18 protein-coding genes and 1 pseudogene are annotated in these 21,274 nt (G+C 47.8%); 14 read left to right on the top strand and 5 right to left on the bottom strand.

Annotated elements, in window-relative coordinates:
• Positions 1–12 precede the first annotated feature (12 nt).
• The 12 genes from EXT46_RS05290 (at position 13) to EXT46_RS05235 (ending at position 16,987) form a co-directional block, all read left to right on the top strand.
• Positions 13–405: a DUF1799 domain-containing protein gene (locus EXT46_RS05290; protein ID WP_130145687.1), complete on the top strand. Its 393-nt coding sequence runs from the start codon at positions 13–15 to the stop codon at positions 403–405.
• On the top strand, positions 398–6,640 hold the full coding sequence (locus EXT46_RS05285) for a hypothetical protein (RefSeq protein ID WP_130145685.1): 6,243 nt from the start codon (positions 398–400) through the stop codon (positions 6,638–6,640). The genes EXT46_RS05290 and EXT46_RS05285 overlap by 8 nt, the downstream gene beginning before the upstream one ends.
• Positions 6,637–8,040 (top strand): hypothetical protein, encoded by a 1,404-nt coding sequence (locus tag EXT46_RS05280; RefSeq protein WP_130145683.1) that lies wholly within the window; start codon positions 6,637–6,639, stop codon positions 8,038–8,040. Before EXT46_RS05285 ends, EXT46_RS05280 begins: the two co-directional genes overlap by 4 nt.
• The gene (locus EXT46_RS05275) at positions 8,037–8,882 is read left to right on the top strand and encodes a hypothetical protein (protein WP_130145681.1); all 846 of its coding nucleotides are present in this window, start codon (positions 8,037–8,039) and stop codon (positions 8,880–8,882) included. The genes EXT46_RS05280 and EXT46_RS05275 overlap by 4 nt, the downstream gene beginning before the upstream one ends.
• 2 nt (positions 8,883–8,884) lie before the next feature.
• Positions 8,885–10,366 (top strand): LamG domain-containing protein, encoded by a 1,482-nt coding sequence (locus tag EXT46_RS05270; RefSeq protein WP_165381057.1) that lies wholly within the window; start codon positions 8,885–8,887, stop codon positions 10,364–10,366.
• A complete protein-coding gene (locus tag EXT46_RS05265) occupies positions 10,363–10,944 on the top strand; it encodes a hypothetical protein (protein WP_130145677.1) in 582 nt (193 codons plus the stop codon). Before EXT46_RS05270 ends, EXT46_RS05265 begins: the two co-directional genes overlap by 4 nt.
• 4 nt (positions 10,945–10,948) lie before the next feature.
• Complete coding sequence (locus tag EXT46_RS05260; protein ID WP_130145675.1) at positions 10,949–11,197, top strand: hypothetical protein; 249 nt, start codon at positions 10,949–10,951, stop codon at positions 11,195–11,197.
• A gap of 61 nt (positions 11,198–11,258) precedes the next feature.
• Positions 11,259–11,666, top strand: a complete 408-nt coding sequence (locus EXT46_RS05255; RefSeq protein WP_130145673.1) for a hypothetical protein — start codon at positions 11,259–11,261, stop codon at positions 11,664–11,666.
• Between the two features lie 144 nt (positions 11,667–11,810).
• Positions 11,811–12,083, top strand: coding sequence for a hypothetical protein (locus EXT46_RS05250; protein ID WP_130145671.1), 273 nt, complete (start codon positions 11,811–11,813; stop codon positions 12,081–12,083).
• A gap of 669 nt (positions 12,084–12,752) precedes the next feature.
• Positions 12,753–14,123, top strand: a complete 1,371-nt coding sequence (locus EXT46_RS05245) for an MATE family efflux transporter (RefSeq protein ID WP_130145669.1) — start codon at positions 12,753–12,755, stop codon at positions 14,121–14,123.
• A gap of 12 nt (positions 14,124–14,135) precedes the next feature.
• The gene (uvrB, locus tag EXT46_RS05240; RefSeq protein ID WP_130145667.1) at positions 14,136–16,142 is read left to right on the top strand and encodes an excinuclease ABC subunit UvrB; all 2,007 of its coding nucleotides are present in this window, start codon (positions 14,136–14,138) and stop codon (positions 16,140–16,142) included.
• A 122-nt stretch (positions 16,143–16,264) separates the two neighbouring features.
• Positions 16,265–16,987, top strand: a complete 723-nt coding sequence (locus EXT46_RS05235) for a transporter substrate-binding domain-containing protein (RefSeq protein ID WP_130145665.1) — start codon at positions 16,265–16,267, stop codon at positions 16,985–16,987.
• On the opposite strand, the gene EXT46_RS05230 is transcribed toward EXT46_RS05235, so the two are convergent.
• The 3 genes from EXT46_RS05230 to queC all read right to left on the bottom strand — a co-directional run bounded on the left by EXT46_RS05230 (position 16,988) and on the right by queC (position 19,394).
• A complete protein-coding gene (locus EXT46_RS05230) occupies positions 16,988–18,319 on the bottom strand; it encodes a diguanylate cyclase (RefSeq protein WP_130145663.1) in 1,332 nt (443 codons plus the stop codon).
• A 37-nt stretch (positions 18,320–18,356) separates the two neighbouring features.
• Positions 18,357–18,587 (bottom strand): hypothetical protein, encoded by a 231-nt coding sequence (locus tag EXT46_RS05225; protein WP_022944493.1) that lies wholly within the window; start codon positions 18,585–18,587, stop codon positions 18,357–18,359.
• Between the two features lie 99 nt (positions 18,588–18,686).
• Positions 18,687–19,394, bottom strand: a complete 708-nt coding sequence (queC, locus tag EXT46_RS05220; RefSeq protein ID WP_268743718.1) for a 7-cyano-7-deazaguanine synthase QueC — start codon at positions 19,392–19,394, stop codon at positions 18,687–18,689.
• Between the two features lie 93 nt (positions 19,395–19,487).
• On the opposite strand from queC, the gene queE reads away from it, so the two are divergent.
• Complete coding sequence (queE, locus tag EXT46_RS05215; RefSeq protein WP_022944491.1) at positions 19,488–20,153, top strand: 7-carboxy-7-deazaguanine synthase QueE; 666 nt, start codon at positions 19,488–19,490, stop codon at positions 20,151–20,153.
• Positions 20,154–20,224: 71 nt separating this feature from the next.
• Here queE and EXT46_RS18980 read toward each other — a convergent pair.
• Positions 20,225–20,341: pseudogene (locus tag EXT46_RS18980) on the bottom strand (thioredoxin-dependent thiol peroxidase); the annotation flags it as partial.
• 141 nt (positions 20,342–20,482) lie between these two features.
• The gene (locus EXT46_RS05205; RefSeq protein ID WP_205988213.1) at positions 20,483–20,791 is read right to left on the bottom strand and encodes a helix-turn-helix transcriptional regulator; all 309 of its coding nucleotides are present in this window, start codon (positions 20,789–20,791) and stop codon (positions 20,483–20,485) included.
• Positions 20,792–20,888: 97 nt separating this feature from the next.
• On the opposite strand from EXT46_RS05205, the gene EXT46_RS05200 reads away from it, so the two are divergent.
• The gene (locus EXT46_RS05200; RefSeq protein WP_165381056.1) at positions 20,889–21,161 is read left to right on the top strand and encodes a transposase; all 273 of its coding nucleotides are present in this window, start codon (positions 20,889–20,891) and stop codon (positions 21,159–21,161) included.
• Positions 21,162–21,274 lie beyond the last annotated feature (113 nt).

The following is a 21,274-nucleotide window of genomic DNA, read 5'->3' as shown; positions in this document are numbered from 1 at the left end:
GCGCGAGAGTTTATGGGTGAGTCAACCGCAGTGACAGACGCTAAGTTACAAGCACTGCTGAACAAAATGGCTCGCCTAGGCGCTCCACTTGAGTCTATTGAGCAAGTAGAGCGTCGCATCGAGGAAGAAAAGAAGAACAACAAGGACTGCATTGTTTGGCCTGAGAACCGTTTAGCTGTAACCGCGTTCCTGGCTTGTGCAACTCAATGGGACCGTGCTGCCATGGATGGCACTTTTCTCGCCCTAAGATGGGAGGCGGTGAATACGGTGATGGCGCGCCACCCAGAAGTTAAGGCGCTACCTGAACCTGAATTCGACGAAGTATTTTGGCAAATCACCGCAATGGAGCGTTATGCCCTAAGCGAGTTTGCCGCGATTAAAGAGGAGCGCAAAGCGCGTGAGTGATCCACTGGTACTGAGTTTGCTGTTTAATGCTGACAACAAGCAGCTCGTTAGTAAGTCGCGTGAAAGCAGTGCTGAAGTAAAGCGCTTTGCTGCATCAGCAAATGATGCCGGGCGTAAAACCGACGAACTTGGCGCAGCTGTTCGGGACACCAGTGGGCGTTTACGCGATGCCAAAGGTCGATTTATAGCGACAGGTAAAGGTGTTCAAGACTTTGATAGCAATGTGACCAGTGCATCCGCTTCTCTGGGGGTGTTTACTGGTCTGCTCGCCACCCTGGGTATTGGCACCGCCGCCAGTGAAATGTACCAGGGCATTGATGCCATGCAGGGTTATCGCGCTCAATTGAAAACGATTACGGGTGACATTCCCGCTGCGACAGCCGAGTTGCGGCGCCTTATCGAATTTGCCAAAACCACGCCTTACACGTTAGAGCAGTCTGTTGAAGGCTTTGCTAAGTTGACGAACTTGGGACTTGTTCCAAGCGAGCGAGCCTTGCGTAGTTACGGTAATACTGCAGCTGCGATGAATAAAGATCTAATGCAAATGGTTGAAGCGGTAGCAGATGCCAGTGTGGGCGAGTTCGAGCGTTTAAAAGAATTTGGTATTAAAGCCAGTCAGTCTGCAAACACCGTTTCATTCACGTTCAAAGGCACTACAACCACTATTAAAAAAGACGCCCAATCAATACAGGAGTACTTGCTCAATATCGGTGAAACAGACTTTGCGGGTGCAATGACAGACCAAATGAGTCGATTGTCTGCAAAATCTTCCAACCTTGGCATGAGTTTTACGCAGTTGTGGGACACTGCCGGGAATATGGGGGCCGCAGATGCAATTGGCGGTGCTATAGATGGTATGGCCACAGGCGTCGATGCCTTAGCGGCGAACTTACCTGAAGTCGTTGCCCTACTTGAGACCATGGGCATTATCGTGGGTACGGGCACAGCGCTTTACCTGGCACCGCTTATCTTCACCAAAATGAAAGCGCGAGCGCTTGGAGCAGCAACGGCCATTGGCGCATTGAACACCCAACTATCAATGACACAGAAGTCCCTCGCACTCATTGGTGCTGCGGTGACTGGGTATCAAATTGGTGATTACCTGCAAGAGCAGTTTCTCACCGCTCGCTTAGCGGGTCTGGCCTTTGTTAGTGGTATGCTTAAAGGGTGGGAAGCCCTCAAATACGGCTTTGAAGTTGCCACCACATCTATTTCGCATGTATGGGATAGCATGCTCAATGGCATGCGCGAGCGCTATGCGACGCTGCTCGGTTTTATCGGCACGGCTGCAGATAAAATTGGTGCTGACGAACTCGCCGCTAAAATCCAAGCTTGGGAAAGTGCCACCCGCGACAACATCACATCGCAAGACGACTTACAAACAAAACTCGCATCCCTGTCCAGCGAGTATGAAAACGCCAAAGACCAAATTGACGAAGTGATGTTTGGCTTGTGGCAATCTGCAGAAGCTGAATTTGCTGCAGCAGAAGCCACAGAGCAAAAGACGACAGCAACACAAGAACAAACAGACGTACTTACACAAAACAAAGCGGCGACTGATGCAATTGTCGACGTTAACGAAGAATACATTAAGCAACTTACCCAAGAGCTTGCACTGGGCAAAGTGTCTAAGAAAGAGCGCGCTGTCCTTCTCAACCTTAAAAAGCTCGATGCGGACGCAACTGAAGCCCAGAAAAAACAGGTGCGCGAACTCACCGAAGCGCTGTACGAGCAACAGAACGCCAGCAAGTCAGTCTCAACCGATAAGCTAGTCGAACAAGCCAATGATTTTGGCAAAGCCTGGTCAAACGCCGGCAATGCCATCACCGAGGCCTTTGGCTCAGTGGCTGACCAAATCAATGCCCTGACAGACAGTGAAACCCGTTACTTTGAACTGACCACAGCACTGGCTGATAAGAAAATCGAGGTTGAAAAAGACGCAAACCTCACAGCCGGTGAGCGCGAACGCCAACTTGCGGATTTAACTGATGCTGAAATCAACCTGGCTGATCAACGTTTGCAAGCGAATATGGGGAGCTATGCTGGGATGGCCCGCGCTGCTGGTCAGTTCTTTGATGAACAATCCTCTGCCCGTGAAAAACTCCACAAAATAGAAACGGCCTTTGCGATTATCGAAACGGCCCTAGCATTGAAAAAAGCAGCGGCTAATGCACTTAATGCAATAGCAACTCAAGGCCAAGGCGACCCGTATACCGCCTTTGGCCGCATTGCGGCGATGGCGGCACTGATGGCGGGCCTTGGTTTATTCAGTGGCTCTGTGTCAGGCTCAGCGCCACCGAGCAGTGCGGTACGCCAAGAAACGCAAGGCACTGGCACGGTGTTGGGTGATGCCTCTGCTAAGAGCGAAAGCATCCTCAACACGTTTGAGCGTATCGAAGATTTGGAGCTTGACCAATACGCAGAGCTGCGCGATATCAACCGCAGCATTAAAGACCTTAACAGCGCCATCATTTCCATGGCCACCCGCCTGGCTGGAAGTTATGGCCGTTTTGATGAGAATACGTTTGGAGGTGATTTAGGCTCAGTGTCTCATCTGGATACTGGGGGGTTATTTGAAAAGTTAGGCTCATCACTGGGCGGCTTTTTAGGCGATCCTCTAGGTGAGCTGCTCGACGGTATCATTGGCTCATTCAGCAAAACGAAAAAATCGTTGGAAGACTCGGGTATCAAATTTATCAGCCAGAGCATGCAGACCATCCTCGAGACGGGCATGCTCAAAGCAGTGGCCTATTTTGATATCAAGACCAAGAAATCGTCATGGTGGGGGCTGTCGAGTAAAACCAGCTATGACACAGAATATGAAGATATTGATGCATCCCTGCAGCGTGAGTTTGCACTGATATTTACCAGCATTGGCGACAGTTTGACTGGTGCGCTCGATGTGCTCGGTATTGAGGCAACACAATCCTTAGAGAGCTTTGTGCTCAGCATGAGCAATATCAGTCTCAAAGATTTAAGTGGTGAAGAACTGCAAGCCGAGCTCGAGGCCGTTTTCAGTGCACAGGCTGACAAGATGGCGCAGTGGATCACATCCAGCGTCTCAACCGCCATTGAGAATTCAGGACCACAATGGGGTGGCGAAGGCCCGTTTTTGCATGAGTCTGACGGATATGAAGTGACTCGTCAGGCTATGGGCGATTCATGGCTGACTGACTTTCAAAAAATGGGTGAAGGGCTTTATGACACACTCATGCGTTTAGCCCAAGAGCAAGCCGTCTTTAACTCGGTCCTAGAGATGACAGGCCAAGCATTGGGTGAGCTTGTGGGCGTTGATATGATTGGTGCCACTCAAAGCATTATTGAGTTGGCCGGTGGGATTGAAGCGCTCAATGATGCTGCAAACACCTTTTTCAACGAGTTCTTAAGTGACGATCAGCAGTTTGATTTTATTGCTGACAAAGTCGCGGCGCAGTTTGAGTCGTTAGACTTAGCATTGCCAGATAGCCGAGATGGCTTTGTTGAGCTTCTTGAATCATTGGATCTGACCACCGAGTCAGGCCAACAAATGTACTCAGCGCTGATGGCGTTATTGCCATTGCTTGACCAATACTATGATGCCCTTGAGGACCAGGCCGACGCGGCGGATAAAGCCGCTGAAAAAGAGAAAAAACTGGCCGAAGCGCGCACCGGCTTTAATGATGACCTTACCAAAGAGCTTGAGCGTATGGATATGACCGCGCTCGAAAAAAGCCTGGATGATATTCGCACCTGGTACGACGCAGCCAAAGCAGAAGCGGAAGAATTGGGCGCTGATACGGCCCTACTTGATAAGTTGTTTGATAAAAAAGCCCAAGCGTTGGCTGAGCAAAGTATTCAAGATGCTATGGCGCAAGCCGATGCTGAATTAGCAAGCATTAAATCACAATACGAAGAATCAGTTGCGCATGAACGCGAGCTTTATGCCCAGCGCGTTGCATCAGTCCGCGACTTCTCTTCTGCATTGCGTGAGAGCATGGCTGAGCTGAATGTCGCTCTGGGCAATATGACACAGCTCGATTTTCTTAAATCCAAAGAGCAGGATGCGCGCACCGCGTTAAATCAGGCACAGGGTGTTGATGAGCAGTTGGCCGCATTAGAGCAGCTTCACGGCGCGATTATGGCGCGATACAGTGAAGAGTCCGCCGCGAATACACAGATGCTGAATGATGCACTGGCCCGCCGCGATAAAGTACAGGCCTCGCTTGATGCTATTCCAGAAAAGCTTGCCAGCGATATCAGCGCCTTGAAGCGCGAGTTTGAGCAGCTAAGTACCTCAGCACAGCGTGTCAGCTCTGGGCTTAGCAAAAGCATCCTGTCAATTGAAACGACGAAACCGGACTTCGACCCTGTCGCCTTTTACACGCGCCAGGCCACACAGGCCTATGCTGATCTTACCTCAGAAGTCACGCAAGACGAGCTAGATCGAATCACTCGAGTGAAATCGGCCGTGCTTGAACGTTACAACGCTGAGCGAGCAGTCATTGATGAGCAAATTAAAGCGCTAGAGCAGTCACAAAGTGCTCTACAAACCAATCTGCGCGACATTAACAGTGAATTTGAGTCAGCCACCGCCTCTGTGAGAAGTGAGTTTGAATCACTCATTAGCAGCATCGAGCGTGTTGCCAGCTCAACACGCAGCACAATGGCTGCTATACGGGCAGATATGCCGGGTTACAACCCGGTTGAAGCCCTCAACACTGATATTGAGCGTCTCTATACGCAGCTGAGTAATACCGATGATGTTCAGTCGCAGCTTGTGTTGCTCGATGATCTGCAAGCGGCCATTTCCCAGCGCTACGATGCCGAGCTGGCTGCGGTGAATGACACAGCCGATGCGGCTCAGTCTCGTTACGAGCTAGAGCTTGACAGCTATCAGCAGCTTAAAGATGCGTCTGAACAATTAGCGGACGCGGCAGAGGCATTGCGTGTAGGTCCGCTCAGTGCACTCACGTCCAAAGAGCAGTATGTGGCCGCTCAAGATCAGTTTGAGCGCTTGGTTGAGCGCGCCCGCGCCGGTGACGCCGACGCAATGGCACAAATAGACTCTGCAGGGTCGAAGTTTTTAGAGCTCGCGCAGCAGTACGAACCCGGCGATTACAGTAGCGCATTTAATAATGTATTGAGTGTTTATGATGAGCTCGCTGCCCTTGAGCTGAGCGAGCCTACAGCGCCCCCACCTCATGCAATCACTGAACAACTAGATGCTAAAAAGGTGGCGCTGGCGAATAGCACGTTAAATGAGTTAAGCGCGCTGGCTACGCTAACCGATAGCCTCGCTCAAGACGCGACAGAGAGCATGCACTATGAGTTGCGAGTGCTACGCGCTCAATTTAGTCAAGACTCGCGCCGCATCGAGCGTGAGCTAACGCAAGCTGCGCAGGCCATTACCGACTTGCAGGCTGAGCAATTAATACTGGCAGACTCAACCACTGATGAGCTCAAGTCTTTACAGTCGTTGGCATCTGCCATTAGTGCTCAGTCTCAGGCTGAGCTATCACGTCAAACCGATGCGCTGCGCCAGTCATACGCAAGCGAAGCAGCCCAACTTGAGTCGGCACTCAGCGCAGCCAATGACGAAGTCACCGCATTGCAGGCAACGCAAACACAACTGCAGTCGCAAACGCTCGCACAGCTTCAAGAGCTTGCAGCCCAGGCCTCGCAATTGGAAAGCGAGTCGTTGCGCCAGCAAAACGAAGCTATTGAGTCACTTAAAGAGCAATATGCAAGTGAGCAGGCTGCTGTCCGGGAAACATTGGAAGAGGAAATAGCCACCATTCGCACGCTTTTGCCAGAGCACACACAAGCATTCTTGGACTCCATGGAGCAAGAACTTGATGTGCTTATCGGCATTAAAGCCGCAATTGAAAACACCCCTCCCCCACAAAGTGATCCATCGACTAGACCCGATGTTGTTGGCCGTCCAGTGGATTGGGGAGTTGTTCTTCCGATACCTGGCGGGGAACTGATCCCCAAGCCGCCAGTGTATGAAACGCCTCCTATCGTTGTTCAGCCGACACCGGAGCTTAGAGCGGTTAAAGATGAGCTCGTTTCGCTCAACCGCACCAACCAACAAATGGAGCGGCGCATGCAGAACCAGGAGCGCATGCATAAAGCGGAGCTTCAAGCGATGAGGGAGCAAAACATGGAACTAGCGAAAATTGTACGCAGTTCACAATCGACAGAGCGCGAAGTGAAACGTGCTAATAGCGCCCACAAACGACAGGCCCAGGCATGAATGATATTAACCAATGGCTAGCCGATCCTAGGCATCATCGATGCATCCTTGTTGAGCTGCAGTATCGAGATGAAGGAGAGATAAAAACCGCCCATGTTGCAAACACGCCATTTAGAAGTGGCGCAAGTGACAGCCCTGCGCACATGCCCTATGACGATGTGATTGCCGGTGGGCTCGAAATAGCCAGAAGCATGAGTGAGGTCTTTTCAGGACGCAGCAGCACACAGTTAAGCAGCTTAGAGCTGTATTTGAACGACGATACACGCCGATTTAAAGAGGTCAATGCGTTGCCTGTGACCATTTATATGGGCGACCCTACCTGGGCAAAGTCAGATTTTGTTACTGTTTTTACGGGTATCTGCGAAGATGTCACGTTCAGCTCGTCACGCGTCTCTATCAGCTTTGCTGAAAAGGCAACATCGCTGGATATTCCCGTACTATCGGAGCATTTTACCAATGGGCCAAGCAAAGGCAGACCTAAGCCCTTAGCCTTGGGGGAATGCTTCAATGTGACCCCTGTGCTCATCGATGCTGTCAACCACGTTTATCAGTTCAATTCGACGCCGAGCCAAGCGGTTACAGCTGTGCGGTTCAATGGCGATGAGGTCAGCAGCAGTGATTATTCAGTTGACCTTAGTGCCAGCACCATTACCTTTTCAGTGCAGCCCATTGGCTCAGTCACGGCCGATGTGAAAGGGGTAGTCGATGGCCACTACTTAGCAACGGCGGCAGACTTTATCAGCTACCTGCTCGGCCTTCGAGGGGAAAGTGTTTTACTAGGCTCTCTAGCAAGCTATACGTTAGGCCTTTACATCACTGATGCTGAAATGACGTACTCACAGGCGCTGGATGAGGTAGCCAAATCCATTGGTGCCTATTGGTATTTTAACCGCCTTGGCCAGTTTACCTGTGCATCATTTCGGGGGTTCAGTGGTGCGCCCGTCGATGTACTTCGGGATGATCAGAATATCTATGACTCAAGAGCCCCGCGCGCTCGGTTGAATGCGGTTCAACGCCTATCCTTGAGCTATGGCCGCAATTACACAGAGCTGAGTAATATCGCCGCGTCTGTACTCGATACCAATGCGGAGCTCGCGCAGCGTTTGCAGCTTAAGGCGCGTTTAGCCACTGGTGAGAACACAAACCAGGGGGATAGACTGACCGTCGATACGCTTATTGCGCACGAAAGCGATGCGAACACGGAGTTAGCTCGTCGGTTGGCACTAAAAACCCAAGCCCATTATATCTACGAGACAGAACAATTTGCTGCGCCCTTCTCTTGGATACTGGGTGATGAGGTTGCATTGGAAACACCAGGTATAAATGGCAATGCGGCGGTGATCACACACTTAACCGAAAGTCTCCTAACCAGCCGAACTATCGTGGAATTTTGGCAATGAACAAGAAACTAAGAATGTTAATCTTAAACGAGGCTGACAATGCCGAGCTTAGCCTGGCTAATGGTGTGGAGCTCGCGACGTTGCCACTGAGCAACTTGCAGCGATACAGCAATAGTCACAGCTTTCGCAGTACTACGTTGTCCAATCTCGTTATTGCTGGGAACTTAGCGGATATTCAATTGCTGACGGCATTAGTCCTTTGGCGCCATAATTTATCCAATGCTGCGACGTGGAAGTTAGAGCTGTTCGACGGTCCTCACCAAAGCGGTGAACGCCTCTATGACAGTGGCAACATCAATGTCATCCCTCAAATTACGCTCAATGAATGGAACTGGCAAACGCAACCTATTATTGCTTCATCAATGGATAGTTGGTCGACGCGCTTTACTCAGCATTGGCTCAAAGAAGCGCTCTTTGCGAAGTCCTTTCGGATCACCATCGATGACCCAACCAATCCCGATGGTTTTATCGATATTACACGCCTTTACTGTGGCCATCACTTCGAGCCTACCTTCAATTTTTCGTATGGTCATGAGTTGGGTTTCGGCACTCATGCTAGCAGTGAGCGCACAGACGCGGGCTCTATATTTTCACAGGCACTGCCCACCTGGCGCGTAGCCCAATTTGAGCTGAGCTACATCGATGAGCAAGACCGCCCCCGATTAATGAATGCACTGCGTCATGTGGGCCTTCACCGAGACTGGTTTATATCTATGTTCCCAGGCGAAGGAGGCCAAAAAGAAAGTGAGTATGCTTTTGCTTGTAAACTCACCGAGCTACCGCCTGCGACCGCCAGTCACTTCAACCGCTATCAAATGAACTTTAATGTAGAGGAATGCTGATTATGGCATTAGATAAACTGCCCGTCCCGACCGAGCAACTAGAAGCAAATGACCAAGGCGCGACGTTCCTGGCAAAAATGACCGCGATATTCACCGCCACAAAAAATGCCACTATCGCCTATAACCGACAGATAGACTCGCACCAGCTCGCGACAAGTGAAGCCGACCGCGCTCGAGAAGAAGCAGACCGCGCAGCGCTTATTGTATTAGACCCTTTGTTACAAGTCCGCAAATTACTTATGGATGATCCGCTTTGTCGACTGTTTACCAAAAGTGCTTTGTCTCCGGTGATGGCAGGCAATTTAACTGTGTCGAGAGCCACGCCCGCGAGCTTTATTGATACCTACGGCGGCGTAAAACAAGCACCTATCGACCAGCCCCGTCTTGAGCGCAACGGTTATTTATTTGAAGCTCAAAGCACCAACCTTCTTTTACACTCAGAGGACTTAGCTGCAGCCGCATGGGTTACAAGCCCACAGTTTACTGTCAACACAGATAGCGAAACGGCACCTGATGGCACCCTCTCAGCAGATGCAATCATTCCTTCGGATGGATTTGATTCTTACAACTCAGGTATCTGCAGCCAAACGGCCACGACAACACCCAACGCTACGGTCACATTGAGCGCTTTCATCAGGCCTGTAGGCAATGTCGCCGCTGTAAGGCTCCAGCCTTATAGCAGTTCTTCAGGAAATAATGCGAGCCTTACGGTAAGGTTAAGCGATGGCGCTATCATTGGCGAAGCTGTTGCGAAAGGAACGTTTAGTAACGCATCAGCCACGGTACAGAAGGTCCGACATAACTATCTGCGTATTTCTCTGACTTTTACCAGCGGTGCTTCGAATTCAATTACCTGTCGTTGGTTCCCATATAACGATGACCTTACCCCCTTTATTGGCGACGGGAGTTCTGGCCTCGCTATTTGGGGAGCGCAATTGGAAGAGCTGCCATTCCCATCTAGCTACATTGCTACCAATACGAATCCTGTAGCTCGGTTGAGCGATGAAATCAAGCTCCCCGCAGAGGGCAATATCCCGTGTGAAAGTGCGGGCCAAAGCGTTGTTGTTAATATAGATAAAAAGCACTTTATTGAAGGCGCTGAGGTTGTTTGGTCGGCGGGCACCATCGACGATGACTATCGATTGTATTTCGTTACCATCGCCGGTCAAACAGTGTTGAGATTCGAAGCTAATCGAGTGGAAATCGCCGAGCGTGCCAGCTATGACTTGCCTACACAGAGCCTTAGCGCAACAGTCGTTGTCACGTTCAATGGCTCACATGCCACGATGTTTGTGAACGGTGAGCTGGCAGACTCTTTTACAACGGGCAAAACGGCCCTCGATATTCTCACTGAGCCAGTTTATATAGGAAGCCAAGGGGGGACAGGGTTCATTGCACAGCAGATGCATATCTCAGATTTTCGGATTTACGATTTCGCTCTCAACGCTGATGAAGTGAAATTCTTATCAGGAGTCAGACCATGAAAGACTATCTAATCTACATTGGTGACTATGCCAATGCTGAGCACCCTAGCGCCCAAGTTATTAAAAAAGGCAATGCTGCAGTGTATGTCATACGCTCACTGTATCACCCGCCCCAGCTTTCCAGTGGCCACCAACTCATTGGTTATGACCACCTAGATAACCGTGACTACGAATTTATTAATGATGGCATGGCCCTTTTGGAATCAGTGTACAGTCGAGAGCCACAGACCATCACCGACGATGAAGGTAATGAGCAAGTCATCACGCCCCCTTTAAAGCCATACTCTATGGGACCACTAGATACGCAATCACTCGCGACGGTGGCCTCTAAGCGTAAAATGGATGGGATGACTTATGCAGGTAAGAGTGTGAGCCTGACTGAGTCCAACCAAAATGGTATCGCAGCAGTGCTTAAAGCGTGCGAACTGGCGCAAAAGCATGGCGCAAACATTACTCCATTTAACTTTAAAGCTGATTCAAAGAATGGTGAGAGTGTCATCACATTTGAGAGTACTGCAGAGTTTGAAATGTTCGCGTTGTTGTTCTTACAAGCCCGCCAGGCATTCTTTAGTAGGTGACGCTATGGAAGATAAAATGAAGAAAAAGAAACCCTATTTAAAACGCCTTGGATTAGTGTTTGATCAGGGGTTAAACGTACTTTTACTCAACGGCCACGAAGACCACACAATTAGCGGTAGAGTTGGTTACAAAGCCCACACTACCAAGCTAAAGCGATGGTTAATTGCTGAGATGGTAATAAACGCAATCTTCTTTTGGGATGATGACCACTGCTACAACTCCATTGAATGGGACAGAGCGAGTTACTATTAGCGCATTGATCATTAGCCAGAACACACCTATGCTGGCTAGTGATATTTAAAAGGAGTTAAATATGAATTCAGCACACACCAAAACACCAATTTTGCAACGCCACTTCTCAATCGGCCACTTGTTTATTCTTATAGTCATTGTATATGGCGCATATGCGTTTTTTGCGCATGATGAACCGATTCAAGATGACTTGTCCGCGACCAAAAAAGCACAACAACAAGTGCTTTTAGAGCACTTCACCAGTTCAAAAGAGCCAACCGTTAAAGATGCTATATGGGCATCTGACGGCGTATTTAAGGTTGGGGTGATTGATGATGGAACTAATCGAGATGGTTATGCGAAATATGTATGCCAAGTTATTACGGACTTAGGCTACGTTAATGCATCTCTGACAGTGCAAGTTATCGACATAGCCCAACTTAAATACAAGCAGCAATGGATTCAGCTTGGTGCAAGCCGTTGTCAGTAGACATGCCCATTCACTCATCGTCCAGCTTGTTCTTGATGAAATGAAACTTTAGAGCATCCCCTAAAGTTTACAAATCAAAAATGACGTTTGAATACTGTTTAAATATACAGTAAATTGGCTTTTCTCAGGTCGTGAGGTGAAGCAATGCCGATGGAAGTGGGTCTTTATATATACATGATAGTGTTAGCTTATTTTACAGTTGCAGTTCTATTGAAGTTAGGTGTAGGGCTATTAAATGCGCTTGGTTGCTTCTGTATATACTTAGGTGAGACTTTAAGACGAATAGGTAATGATACCTATGCAGATGATAAAGCTAGCCTCGAGAGGGCGTTACAGGAACTGACAATTACTGCAGACGAAACAAAAAGGGATTTTTCTGCGGCCATAGAATTACTAAAAAATAAAATAAACGAGTAGGTTGTGTTTAACAATCGTTTAAGCACTGTTTGAAAAGTCGATTCGAGTATCTTTTATTCACCCCACGAGCCCAAAACCGTTATCATTCTTAGTGACGCCGCAAGTGTGTTCGTCGCCTCGGTTATCACTATTGGCGGTGGCCGGTATCATTTATGCTGCGCGGCTACAGTAACTTATACTTTCATGACTCATAGCGCAAACAACCCGAAGATGAACGTAAACTCAGTAAAAAACGAGCAAATTAGCTTAACCCCTTATAATTAAAGGGGTGGCGTAACTTATCCACGAAATCTGTGGATAAGTCTGTTTATGAATAGGGCAAGGGCAGTAGCTATCGGTATCGACAGAGAGCGAGTAAGAATGCAAGGGGAAAAGGATAAAAAATATTTTTATTTAAAATCAATGATTTGCTCTTATATTCTTTGGCGTTACTTAAAGAGCGTTTGTTATAATCTGAATTGACGATGTATTCATCTTACTGTGTAAAAAAAAGTCATTTCATCCCCAAAATGTATACATGCTGTAAATAATTTGTTTTTTACATGCTTTTGCACAAACAAGTCAGCCAAATTTAGAAAAAGATCATTTTTTATGCACCATTTAGGCGTAGCGAGGGATGCTTTGATGCTTTAGAATGGAGATTTGGAATTAGCAGCAATAAGCGTCGATATGGCTACAGCCGAAACTCATTCTTCTGATCATGCGCAACCCTCTCAGCTTCTTCATGCTGCCATTGTACCGACTTTAACGAAAATGACTGTGCCGATGATTTTTGGCATGATCTTTTTGATGATGTTTAACCTAGTTGATACATTTTTTATTAGTATGCTAGGTACACAACCTTTAGCGGCAATTAGCTTTACCTTCCCTGTGACATTCACCGTTATTAGCCTCGCTATTGGTCTAGGGATTGGGACCTCAGCGGTGATAGCTAAAGCATTGGGAGCGGGTGAGCATGCTCAAGCTCGCTTTGATGGCACGGTTGCGCTCATTGTTTCAGCGATACTTGTGCTCTTGCTATCGGTAGCAGGTTATCTCTTTAGCGAACCGTTGTTTAAGCTTCTAGGGGCCCAAGCACAGTTGCTACCCATCATCGACCAATATATGCATATTTGGTTTCTAGCCAGTGTGCTATTAGTCACACCCATGATTGGCAATGCTATTTTGCGCGCGAATGGCGATACTAAGACGCCTAGCCTGATCATGGGCGGCTCTGGACTTATCAATGCCATACTTGATCCTGTGTTGATTTTCGGCTGGGGCCCAATTCCGGCACTAGGTGTCCAAGGCGCGGCCATTGCCAGTGCGATTTCTTGGGTTGTTGGCGTTATTTTGGTGCTGCATATTCTCATTGTGCGTCGTAAACTACTGAGCAGTCAGTGCCGCAGTCAGAGTTTTTATGGGGCAACACGGAAGATTTTAAAAATAGGCTTTCCTGCGGCGGGTGCGAATATGCTAACGCCTCTAGCGATGGCCGTTATGACTGCTATCGTCGCTACCTTTGGTGCACCAGCGGTGGCTGCGTTCGGTGTCGGCAGCCGGATAGAGTCGATAGCGTCGTTGGTGGTGTTGGCGTTGTCAATGACACTACCGCCGTTTATCAGCCAAAACTTTGGAGCCGGGAAAATAGAGCGGGTGCGCGAGGCATACCAAAAGACCTTGCAGTTTGTCCTTATTTGGCAATTGCTCATCTACTTATTACTGTTAGCTGTGGGTCATTGGATAGCGCTTGCTTTTGCCAGTGAGAGCCAAGTGCGGGAGCTGATCAGCTTATTTATTTACATTTTACCGCTATCGTATGGCCTACAAGGCGTTATTATTTTAACTAACTCCTCGTTCAATGCCTTGCACAGGCCAATGAATGCACTCGTTTTGAGCGTAATTCGGTTGTTTGTCTTTTATGTGCCGATTGCCTATGTCGGCAGTTTAATCGCCGACTTAACCGGTTTATTTATTGGCGCGGCAATAGGTAATCTGTTTACTGCCGTCGTTGCGTACTTATGGTTCACACACGAGCTTAAACGCCACAGCCAACAATAAGGAGTCTTGTTAGTGAAAGATATGTTCGAATTGGTATCAGGTTACTCGCCAAGTGGCGACCAACCTAGTGCCATTGCCCAGTTGGTCGAAGGGTTAGAAGCGGGGCTGGCTCACCAAACTTTGCTCGGCGCGACAGGAACCGGCAAGACCTTTACTATGGCTAATATTATGGCAGAGCTTAATCGCCCGACTATTATCATGGCGCACAATAAAACGCTGGCGGCGCAGTTGTATGGCGAAATGAAAGAGTTCTTTCCCAATAATGCTGTGGAATATTTCGTCTCATACTACGACTACTACCAGCCAGAAGCCTATGTAGTTGCAAGCGACACCTTTATCGAAAAAGACGCCTCCATTAATGAGCATATTGAGCAAATGCGGTTGTCGGCCACCAAAGCCTTATTAGAGCGGCGCGATGTGGTGATTGTGGCTTCCGTTTCTGCCATTTACGGTCTTGGCGATCCTGATTCCTACATGAAAATGATGCTGCTATTGAAGGTCGGAGATACCATAGACCAACGTGATATGCTGCGGCGTTTAGCTGAGTTGCAATACACCCGTAATGATATGGATTTCAGCCGGGGCACCTATCGCGTGCGTGGCGAGGTGATTGATATTTTCCCCGCTGAGTCCGATGATATTGCCGTACGCGTCGAGATGTTTGATGATGAAATAGAGCGCTTAAGCTTATTTGATCCGCTCACCGGTCATGTGGAAAAAAACCTTGTGCGCGCCACCATCTACCCAAAAACACACTATGTTACACCCCGTGAGAAAATCTTAGCGGCTATTGAGAATATCAAAACCGAATTGAAAAGCCGCCGCCAACGCTTGCTTGATGACAACCGGCTGATTGAAGAGCAGCGTATTGCACAACGCACCCAGTACGATATTGAAATGATGCAAGAGCTTGGCTATTGCAGTGGCATTGAAAACTACAGCCGTTACTTGTCGGGTCGGGCGCCAGGCGAGCCACCGCCAACCTTACTGGACTATCTCCCGGATGATGCTTTGATGATCATCGATGAGTCTCACGTTACCGTGTCACAAGTGGGGGCTATGTATCGCGGCGACCGCTCGCGTAAAGAAAATCTTGTCGAGTATGGTTTTAGATTGCCCTCGGCAATGGACAATCGGCCGCTTAAGTTTGAAGAGTTTGAGGCCATTATGCCCCAGACTATCTATGTATCTGCCACCCCAGGGGATTATGAGCTAGACAAGTCCGCAGGCGAAGTTGCTGAACAGGTGATCCGTCCTACTGGCTTGGTCGACCCGCAAATAGAAGTGCGTCCCGTGGCCACTCAGGTGGACGATTTGCTCTCTGAAATATATAAACGTGTTGAAGTGAACGAGCGGGTTTTAGTGACCACCCTCACTAAGCGAATGGCGGAAGACCTCACTGATTATCTTAGCGATCATGATGTGAAGGTGCGCTATTTACACTCCGATATTGATACCGTAGAGCGCATGGAAATCATTCGCGATTTACGGGCAGGGGTATTTGATGTACTCGTTGGCATCAACCTGCTGCGAGAGGGATTAGACATGCCGGAAGTGTCATTGGTCGCTATTTTAGATGCTGATAAAGAAGGCTTTTTACGTTCAGCGCGCTCGCTTATTCAGACCATTGGCCGTGCGGCCCGCCATATTAACGGCCGTGCTATTTTATATGGTGATGTGGTCACTCGTTCAATGCGTCAAGCCATGGACGAAACCAACCGCCGTAGAGAAAAACAAATAGCCCATAACGAAGCGCATGGGATCACCCCGCAAGCGCTGAAAAAACGCATTACCGATGTGATGGATACCGGCGAAGAGGTACAAAACAAAGCGGCGCAGGCACGCCTTAAACCGGCATCGAAAAAGGCCGGCACGACAATGGATGCCAGTGAGATAGCCAAAGAAATTAGTCGCCTAGAAGCACAAATGCACGAATTTGCTCGTGATTTGGAATTTGAAAAAGCGGCCAAAGTACGCGACCAAGTGCACGAACTGCAGCAGCAGCTTATTCATAGCTAGTGGCCATCGGCTCCTTGCATATTAGCTCGTTGGAGGCTATAAACTAAGGATATTATTCCTGCAAAGGCGGTTGGCGCACGTTGATTTTAAAAGCGTGTTTTTCACTTCTCGGCTGCGCTGTTATGTGCTGGGTGGCGCCGGTTTTTGCGCAGTCGCAACGCGTTGAAATACTGGTTGATCAAAGCTATCCGCCTTACACTTATGTTCGCCAAGGCACTTTGCAAGGCGATTACGTTGCATTGGTGCAAAGCGCTGCTAAATCACTGACAGACTATGAGGTGGTATTAAAGCCAATGCCCTGGAAACGGGCACTGCAGCAGCTTGAGCAGGGCGCTGCGTTTGCGATATTACCGCCCTATAAACACCTTGATAAACGTCCCTTTATCGATATGTATTCGCTGCCACTGGAGCAAGAAACAGTGGTCGCACTGTGCCACAATGACACTGATTTACCGGCAGCATTAGCTGGTAAACCGGGCGCAGCGGTTAATATTGGTGTCAACGCTGGGTACTTGATTTTTGACCATGCCGTGCGTGCAGCCCAGCAGCGCGGCGATGTGCGAGTATGGCGTAATGCCAATACCCGTTCAAATTTGTTTAAGCTACTAAAGCAACGAATTGAGTGCTATGTGAATGACCGCCGTTCAAGCGAGTATGAATTAGAGCTAATAGTGCAGCGACAGCCTGAACTTGCTATAAAGGCGAAGAATTTGACTGTGCAGCATGTGTTAATGACACGCTCAGCCCACATCGGCTATGCGCGGGACGAACGCGGCAACTACCCCTTTAAATATGATTTTATAGCGAAAATGGATGCGGCTTTGGCTGAGCTCATCAACCACTGATTATTTTTGCTGCGCTTTGTCGCTATACATACGTTTATCTGCTTCGTTTAGCAGAGCTTCAATATCCAGTGTTTGTTCGGTATGGCAACTGTAACCGCAGCTTAGTGAAGGGTAGATAAACAAATCGCCATGAGCGAGGGGAGTGCTTTCTATATGGCGACGCACTTTTTCGACAATTTGTGCGACCGTATCCGGATCATTTATACGATATAAAAGCACTAAAAACTCGTCGCCGCCAAGGCGGGCAACCACATCCGCGTCGCGTAGTGCAGTTTCTAGTTCTCGGGCAACGTGAACTAGCAGCGCATCTCCCACCGCATGACCGAAGTTATCGTTTACTTGTTTAAACTCATTTAAATCAATACTGATGATGGCAAACTTCTTTTCTTGCTGTGGGTCATTTACCAAGGCATTAAGGCGTTGCATGATATATCGCCGGTTTGCCAGCTTGGTTAGCTCATCCTGCAAAGACATTGTTTTAGTGAGGTGGTATGCCCGCACCAGTATCGCGATAGAGAAATACAGTATAATGGCAGCCGCGATACTGATGGCGCCGAGTAGTTGGGCATTGTCACCGTGGTTGCTGAGGATGCTATAGCGGGCCGCAAGGTGCCAGCGGCCATTAGGAAGTTGGATGGTGGAGGTGCTGTCAGGATTACTGAAGATGCTCGCATCGCCATAAAACACCTTGCCCTCGGCACCCGATGCATTTACCCCACGCAAAGCGATATGCAAATGCTCAGTATCTTTGATACCGACCTGTTTATACAGTGTGGCTAAATCCATAACCACACTGAGAGTGCCCCAATAATGGGCGTTGACGGGGTAGTCATCAAAAAGAGGGAAACGTGCGATGATCGCTTGGCCGCCTTGCACTAGCTCTAAAGGGCCTGCAATGACCACCTTTTTACTTTGTCGTGCTTTAACCACGGTGGCGTATTGCTTTGGGCTGGATTTGAAGTTAAAACCAATGGCGCGTTGATTTCCTTCTAATGGGAATACGTGGCTGATGGTGTCATTGGGAGCAAGCCCTAAATTGCGCACCAATTGCGATTGTTCTAGGGTCTTAGCGGCGATGGTATGCCAATTAGCAATGGCCAGCTCAGGGTTTAGAGCGACCACAGTCGCCAAGCTTTCAGCGGCGAATACATCTTTGAAAATGGTGGTTTCTATTTTGTTGCGGACAAGTGCCGTTTGCTCGCGCAGGTGTTGCTCACTCTCTGCTTTTTGTTTTTCATAATATGCCGAAGTGAGTAGGTGAATACCAAAGCCAGCCAGGCAAAAATACGCTAGGCTCGCAAAGATATAAAGGTATAAACGCTTTACGCTCATGGTAGCGGCAGCCACAAATAGCACACAACTGGGTGCATTATAGGTTATTTATTTCTTGTTCGACGCTAAATCCCTTATCCGTCACGACTTTTTCTAATATTTGTACACGTTCTTTGAGTTGGGAAAGCTCCTTGCTCATGGTTGTGAGCTGCTCATTTTCGCGGCCAGCACGTGCGTTCAGCGCTTTTTGTTTATTGCGAACATCCACCACCATCACCGTGGCGACAATAACAAGGGCGGCTACCACCAACATCAGCGCTATGTACATGAAATAATTCCCTATTAATTTGATCTACTGTTCAGTATAACGGGAAAATTCAGTATGACCACTGACAATTTTACAATCATCAGTGGTCAGCAGGCAGGGTTAAGACTCGTAGGGGAGAGGATCCGTTGCGTTATTTTCCGCAAACGCTTCTAAGCGCTCCTGGCAAGCACCGCATTTGCCACAGGCTTGTTCACGGCCGTTGTAGCAGGTCCATGTTTGACTGTAGTCTAAATCCATGGCCAAGCCGTCACGGAGAATATCAATCTTACTGCTATCTAAGTATGGGCAGACAATTTCGACTTCGTCGTAATTAGCAATACGGCACACATCATCCATTTTCTTCACAAATTCAGGACGACAATCTGGATAAATGGCATGGTCGCCCGAGTGAGCGCCATAATAGACTTTATTGGCCTTAAGTGAGACAGCATAACCGACAGCGAGCGACAACAAAATCATATTGCGGTTCGGCACTATCGTGCTTTTCATGCTTTCTTCTTCATAATGGCCTTCGGGAACATCGATGTCGTCGGTCAAAGACGAGCCACCAATCAATTGATTTATGGCAGAAATATCAACGATTTTATGATCCACTCCAAGGCGCTCACAGACTGCTTTTGCAACCTCAAGCTCTTTAACATGGCGCTGACCATAGTTAAAGGAGAGCGCATACACTTCGTGCCCCTGCATGCGTGCTTTATTCAGCACAGTGAATGAGTCCATGCCGCCGGAATAAATAACTACAACTTTTTCTGCCATGGTGCCTTCTAGCCTTTTATCATAGAGGTTTGCATTCGGGCGCGGTATACTACAGGGTTTGAGAGTGGATCACAATTATTCCCGAATACGGGGCTGTAAATGTCACACGCTAATGTAAAGTATGAGCAGTAGGTAAGTTTTTTGTACCAAATTAATGAGATTTTTGAAACCATCCAAGGGGAAGCCAGTTACACTGGTACACCGTCTATTTTTGTGCGCTTGCAAGGGTGTCCTGTAGGGTGTGCGTGGTGTGATACCAAACAGACATGGGATGCAAGTGATAGCTACGTTGTAAGCCTTGAGCAAACAGTGGAGAAAAAAGCGGATTCTCAACATTGGGCCCATGCCAGCGCCGAAGACGTACTGGCGTTATTTCAACAGCGTGGTTATCTTGCCAAACATGTCGTGATCACTGGCGGCGAACCTTGCTTATTTGATTTAAACCCACTGTGTGAGCTATTGCATGAACATGGGTATTCCACGCAAATAGAAACCAGCGGTACTTTTGCCATAAAGGCCCCGGCGCAAACTTGGGTGACAGTGTCGCCGAAAATTAATATGCGTGGTGGATATGATGTGCTGGCCAGTGCCATGCAACGCGCCGATGAAATTAAGCACCCAGTAGCGATGCAAAAACACGTGGATGAGCTCGAGGCCCTATTTGCGCAAACAGGTGTGGCACCTAAGCTTGTGTACCTACAGCCAATTAGCCAAAAAGCGAAAGCTACCAAGCTGGCGATTGATACCTGCATTCAGAAAAACTGGCGTTTATCAGTACAAGTCCATAAATACATTGGTATTAATTAACTTCGCTCACGAGCTGAGTGCTGCAGCATACTGAGGTTATGAAAAAGCCCACATACCGTGGGCTTTTTGCGTTACGCGTTATGCTCTTGCAAATAATCGAGCACCACTTGGTGGTGTTCTTTAGTTTTAAACTTGTTGAATACGTGTTTGATATTGCCATCTTGGCCAATAAGGAAGCTGATACGATGCTGCTTTATACCCCAAATAATTTGCACATTACGTTAACGATCAGGCGGGTTGTGAATATTTATGAAGTGTGCATTTTAGTTTTTGCACATTTAGAGTTTTTTGCGGAAGGTAATGCTACAAATCAAGCCAAAGAATAGCAACTACTTCTTTTTAAGGGAGTTTATTAATTTCGATTTTTCTTCATCACTTAGCTTCTCGATCAAGCAGCTAAGCTCCGCTGATAGTTCTGATTCACAAAAAAAGTAAGCCAACGGAACCTCCAGTTCATCGGCGATTTTTTTCAAAGTCTGTATGTCAGGCACGTGTCTGCCTTTCTCATAGTGATTCATTCGGCTACTGGCGGAGCTTTCGTCCAAACCAATCCGTATTCCGAGTTCTTTTTGAGAAATTCCTTGTGATACTCTCGCATTTTTAAGTCGAGAAGGAATTGGGTTAGTGACAGCTTGCAAGTGGCCTTCATAAGCAATACCAATAGTACTTAGATTCTCTAAGTTTAATAATTTATTGTATACTTAGGAATCCTAAGTTTTGTTGATGAGGATTAACATGAATAAATACTATTCAAATAAGTTGAAAGTTTCAGCAATCCAACAAGTAACTCAGTTCAATAGAAGTGTCATTGACGTGGCGAAAGAGTTAAGAGTTTCACCTAGCACGTTGTATAGTTGGATCAATGTTGACAAAGAGCTTAAAATGAAGTCTAAGCGTATGTTTATAAATAAAAAATTGGAAGATAACCTTAATAAAGCCCTTAATGACAAGAACGTTTTAATTCAAGCTATACACATCTTGGCTTGTGAATTAGGAAACAAGAATTGAAAAGGTAGCTAGAAAAAATTTCGACGCGTATGGTTTAGCTAGCTGCAATTGCCACGAACTATTCTGCATACTATTAGGGAGTTGTGGCATTGCTAGGTCTTAGCAACCGAGCA

Origin of the sequence: Pseudoalteromonas sp. CO325X, from assembly GCF_004208955.1 — a bacterium.
Classification (GTDB): domain Bacteria; phylum Pseudomonadota; class Gammaproteobacteria; order Enterobacterales; family Alteromonadaceae; genus Pseudoalteromonas; species Pseudoalteromonas ruthenica.
This window is presented reverse-complemented; position numbering and strand designations above follow the sequence as displayed.

Coding starts and splice junctions, on each gene's coding strand:
- EXT46_RS05260 (WP_130145675.1), top strand. CDS start 10,949: ATGGAAGATAAAATGAAGAAAAAGAAACCCTATTTAAAACGCCTTGGA.
- EXT46_RS05265 (WP_130145677.1), top strand. CDS start 10,363: ATGAAAGACTATCTAATCTACATTGGTGACTATGCCAATGCTGAGCAC.
- EXT46_RS05225 (WP_022944493.1), bottom strand. CDS start 18,587: ATGTACATAGCGCTGATGTTGGTGGTAGCCGCCCTTGTTATTGTCGCC.
- EXT46_RS05250 (WP_130145671.1), top strand. CDS start 11,811: ATGCCGATGGAAGTGGGTCTTTATATATACATGATAGTGTTAGCTTAT.
- EXT46_RS05255 (WP_130145673.1), top strand. CDS start 11,259: ATGAATTCAGCACACACCAAAACACCAATTTTGCAACGCCACTTCTCA.
- EXT46_RS05280 (WP_130145683.1), top strand. CDS start 6,637: ATGAATGATATTAACCAATGGCTAGCCGATCCTAGGCATCATCGATGC.
- EXT46_RS05245 (WP_130145669.1), top strand. CDS start 12,753: ATGGCTACAGCCGAAACTCATTCTTCTGATCATGCGCAACCCTCTCAG.
- EXT46_RS05275 (WP_130145681.1), top strand. CDS start 8,037: ATGAACAAGAAACTAAGAATGTTAATCTTAAACGAGGCTGACAATGCC.
- EXT46_RS05230 (WP_130145663.1), bottom strand. CDS start 18,319: ATGAGCGTAAAGCGTTTATACCTTTATATCTTTGCGAGCCTAGCGTAT.
- EXT46_RS05200 (WP_165381056.1), top strand. CDS start 20,889: ATGAATAAATACTATTCAAATAAGTTGAAAGTTTCAGCAATCCAACAA.
- EXT46_RS05270 (WP_165381057.1), top strand. CDS start 8,885: ATGGCATTAGATAAACTGCCCGTCCCGACCGAGCAACTAGAAGCAAAT.
- EXT46_RS05235 (WP_130145665.1), top strand. CDS start 16,265: ATGTGCTGGGTGGCGCCGGTTTTTGCGCAGTCGCAACGCGTTGAAATA.
- EXT46_RS05290 (WP_130145687.1), top strand. CDS start 13: ATGGGTGAGTCAACCGCAGTGACAGACGCTAAGTTACAAGCACTGCTG.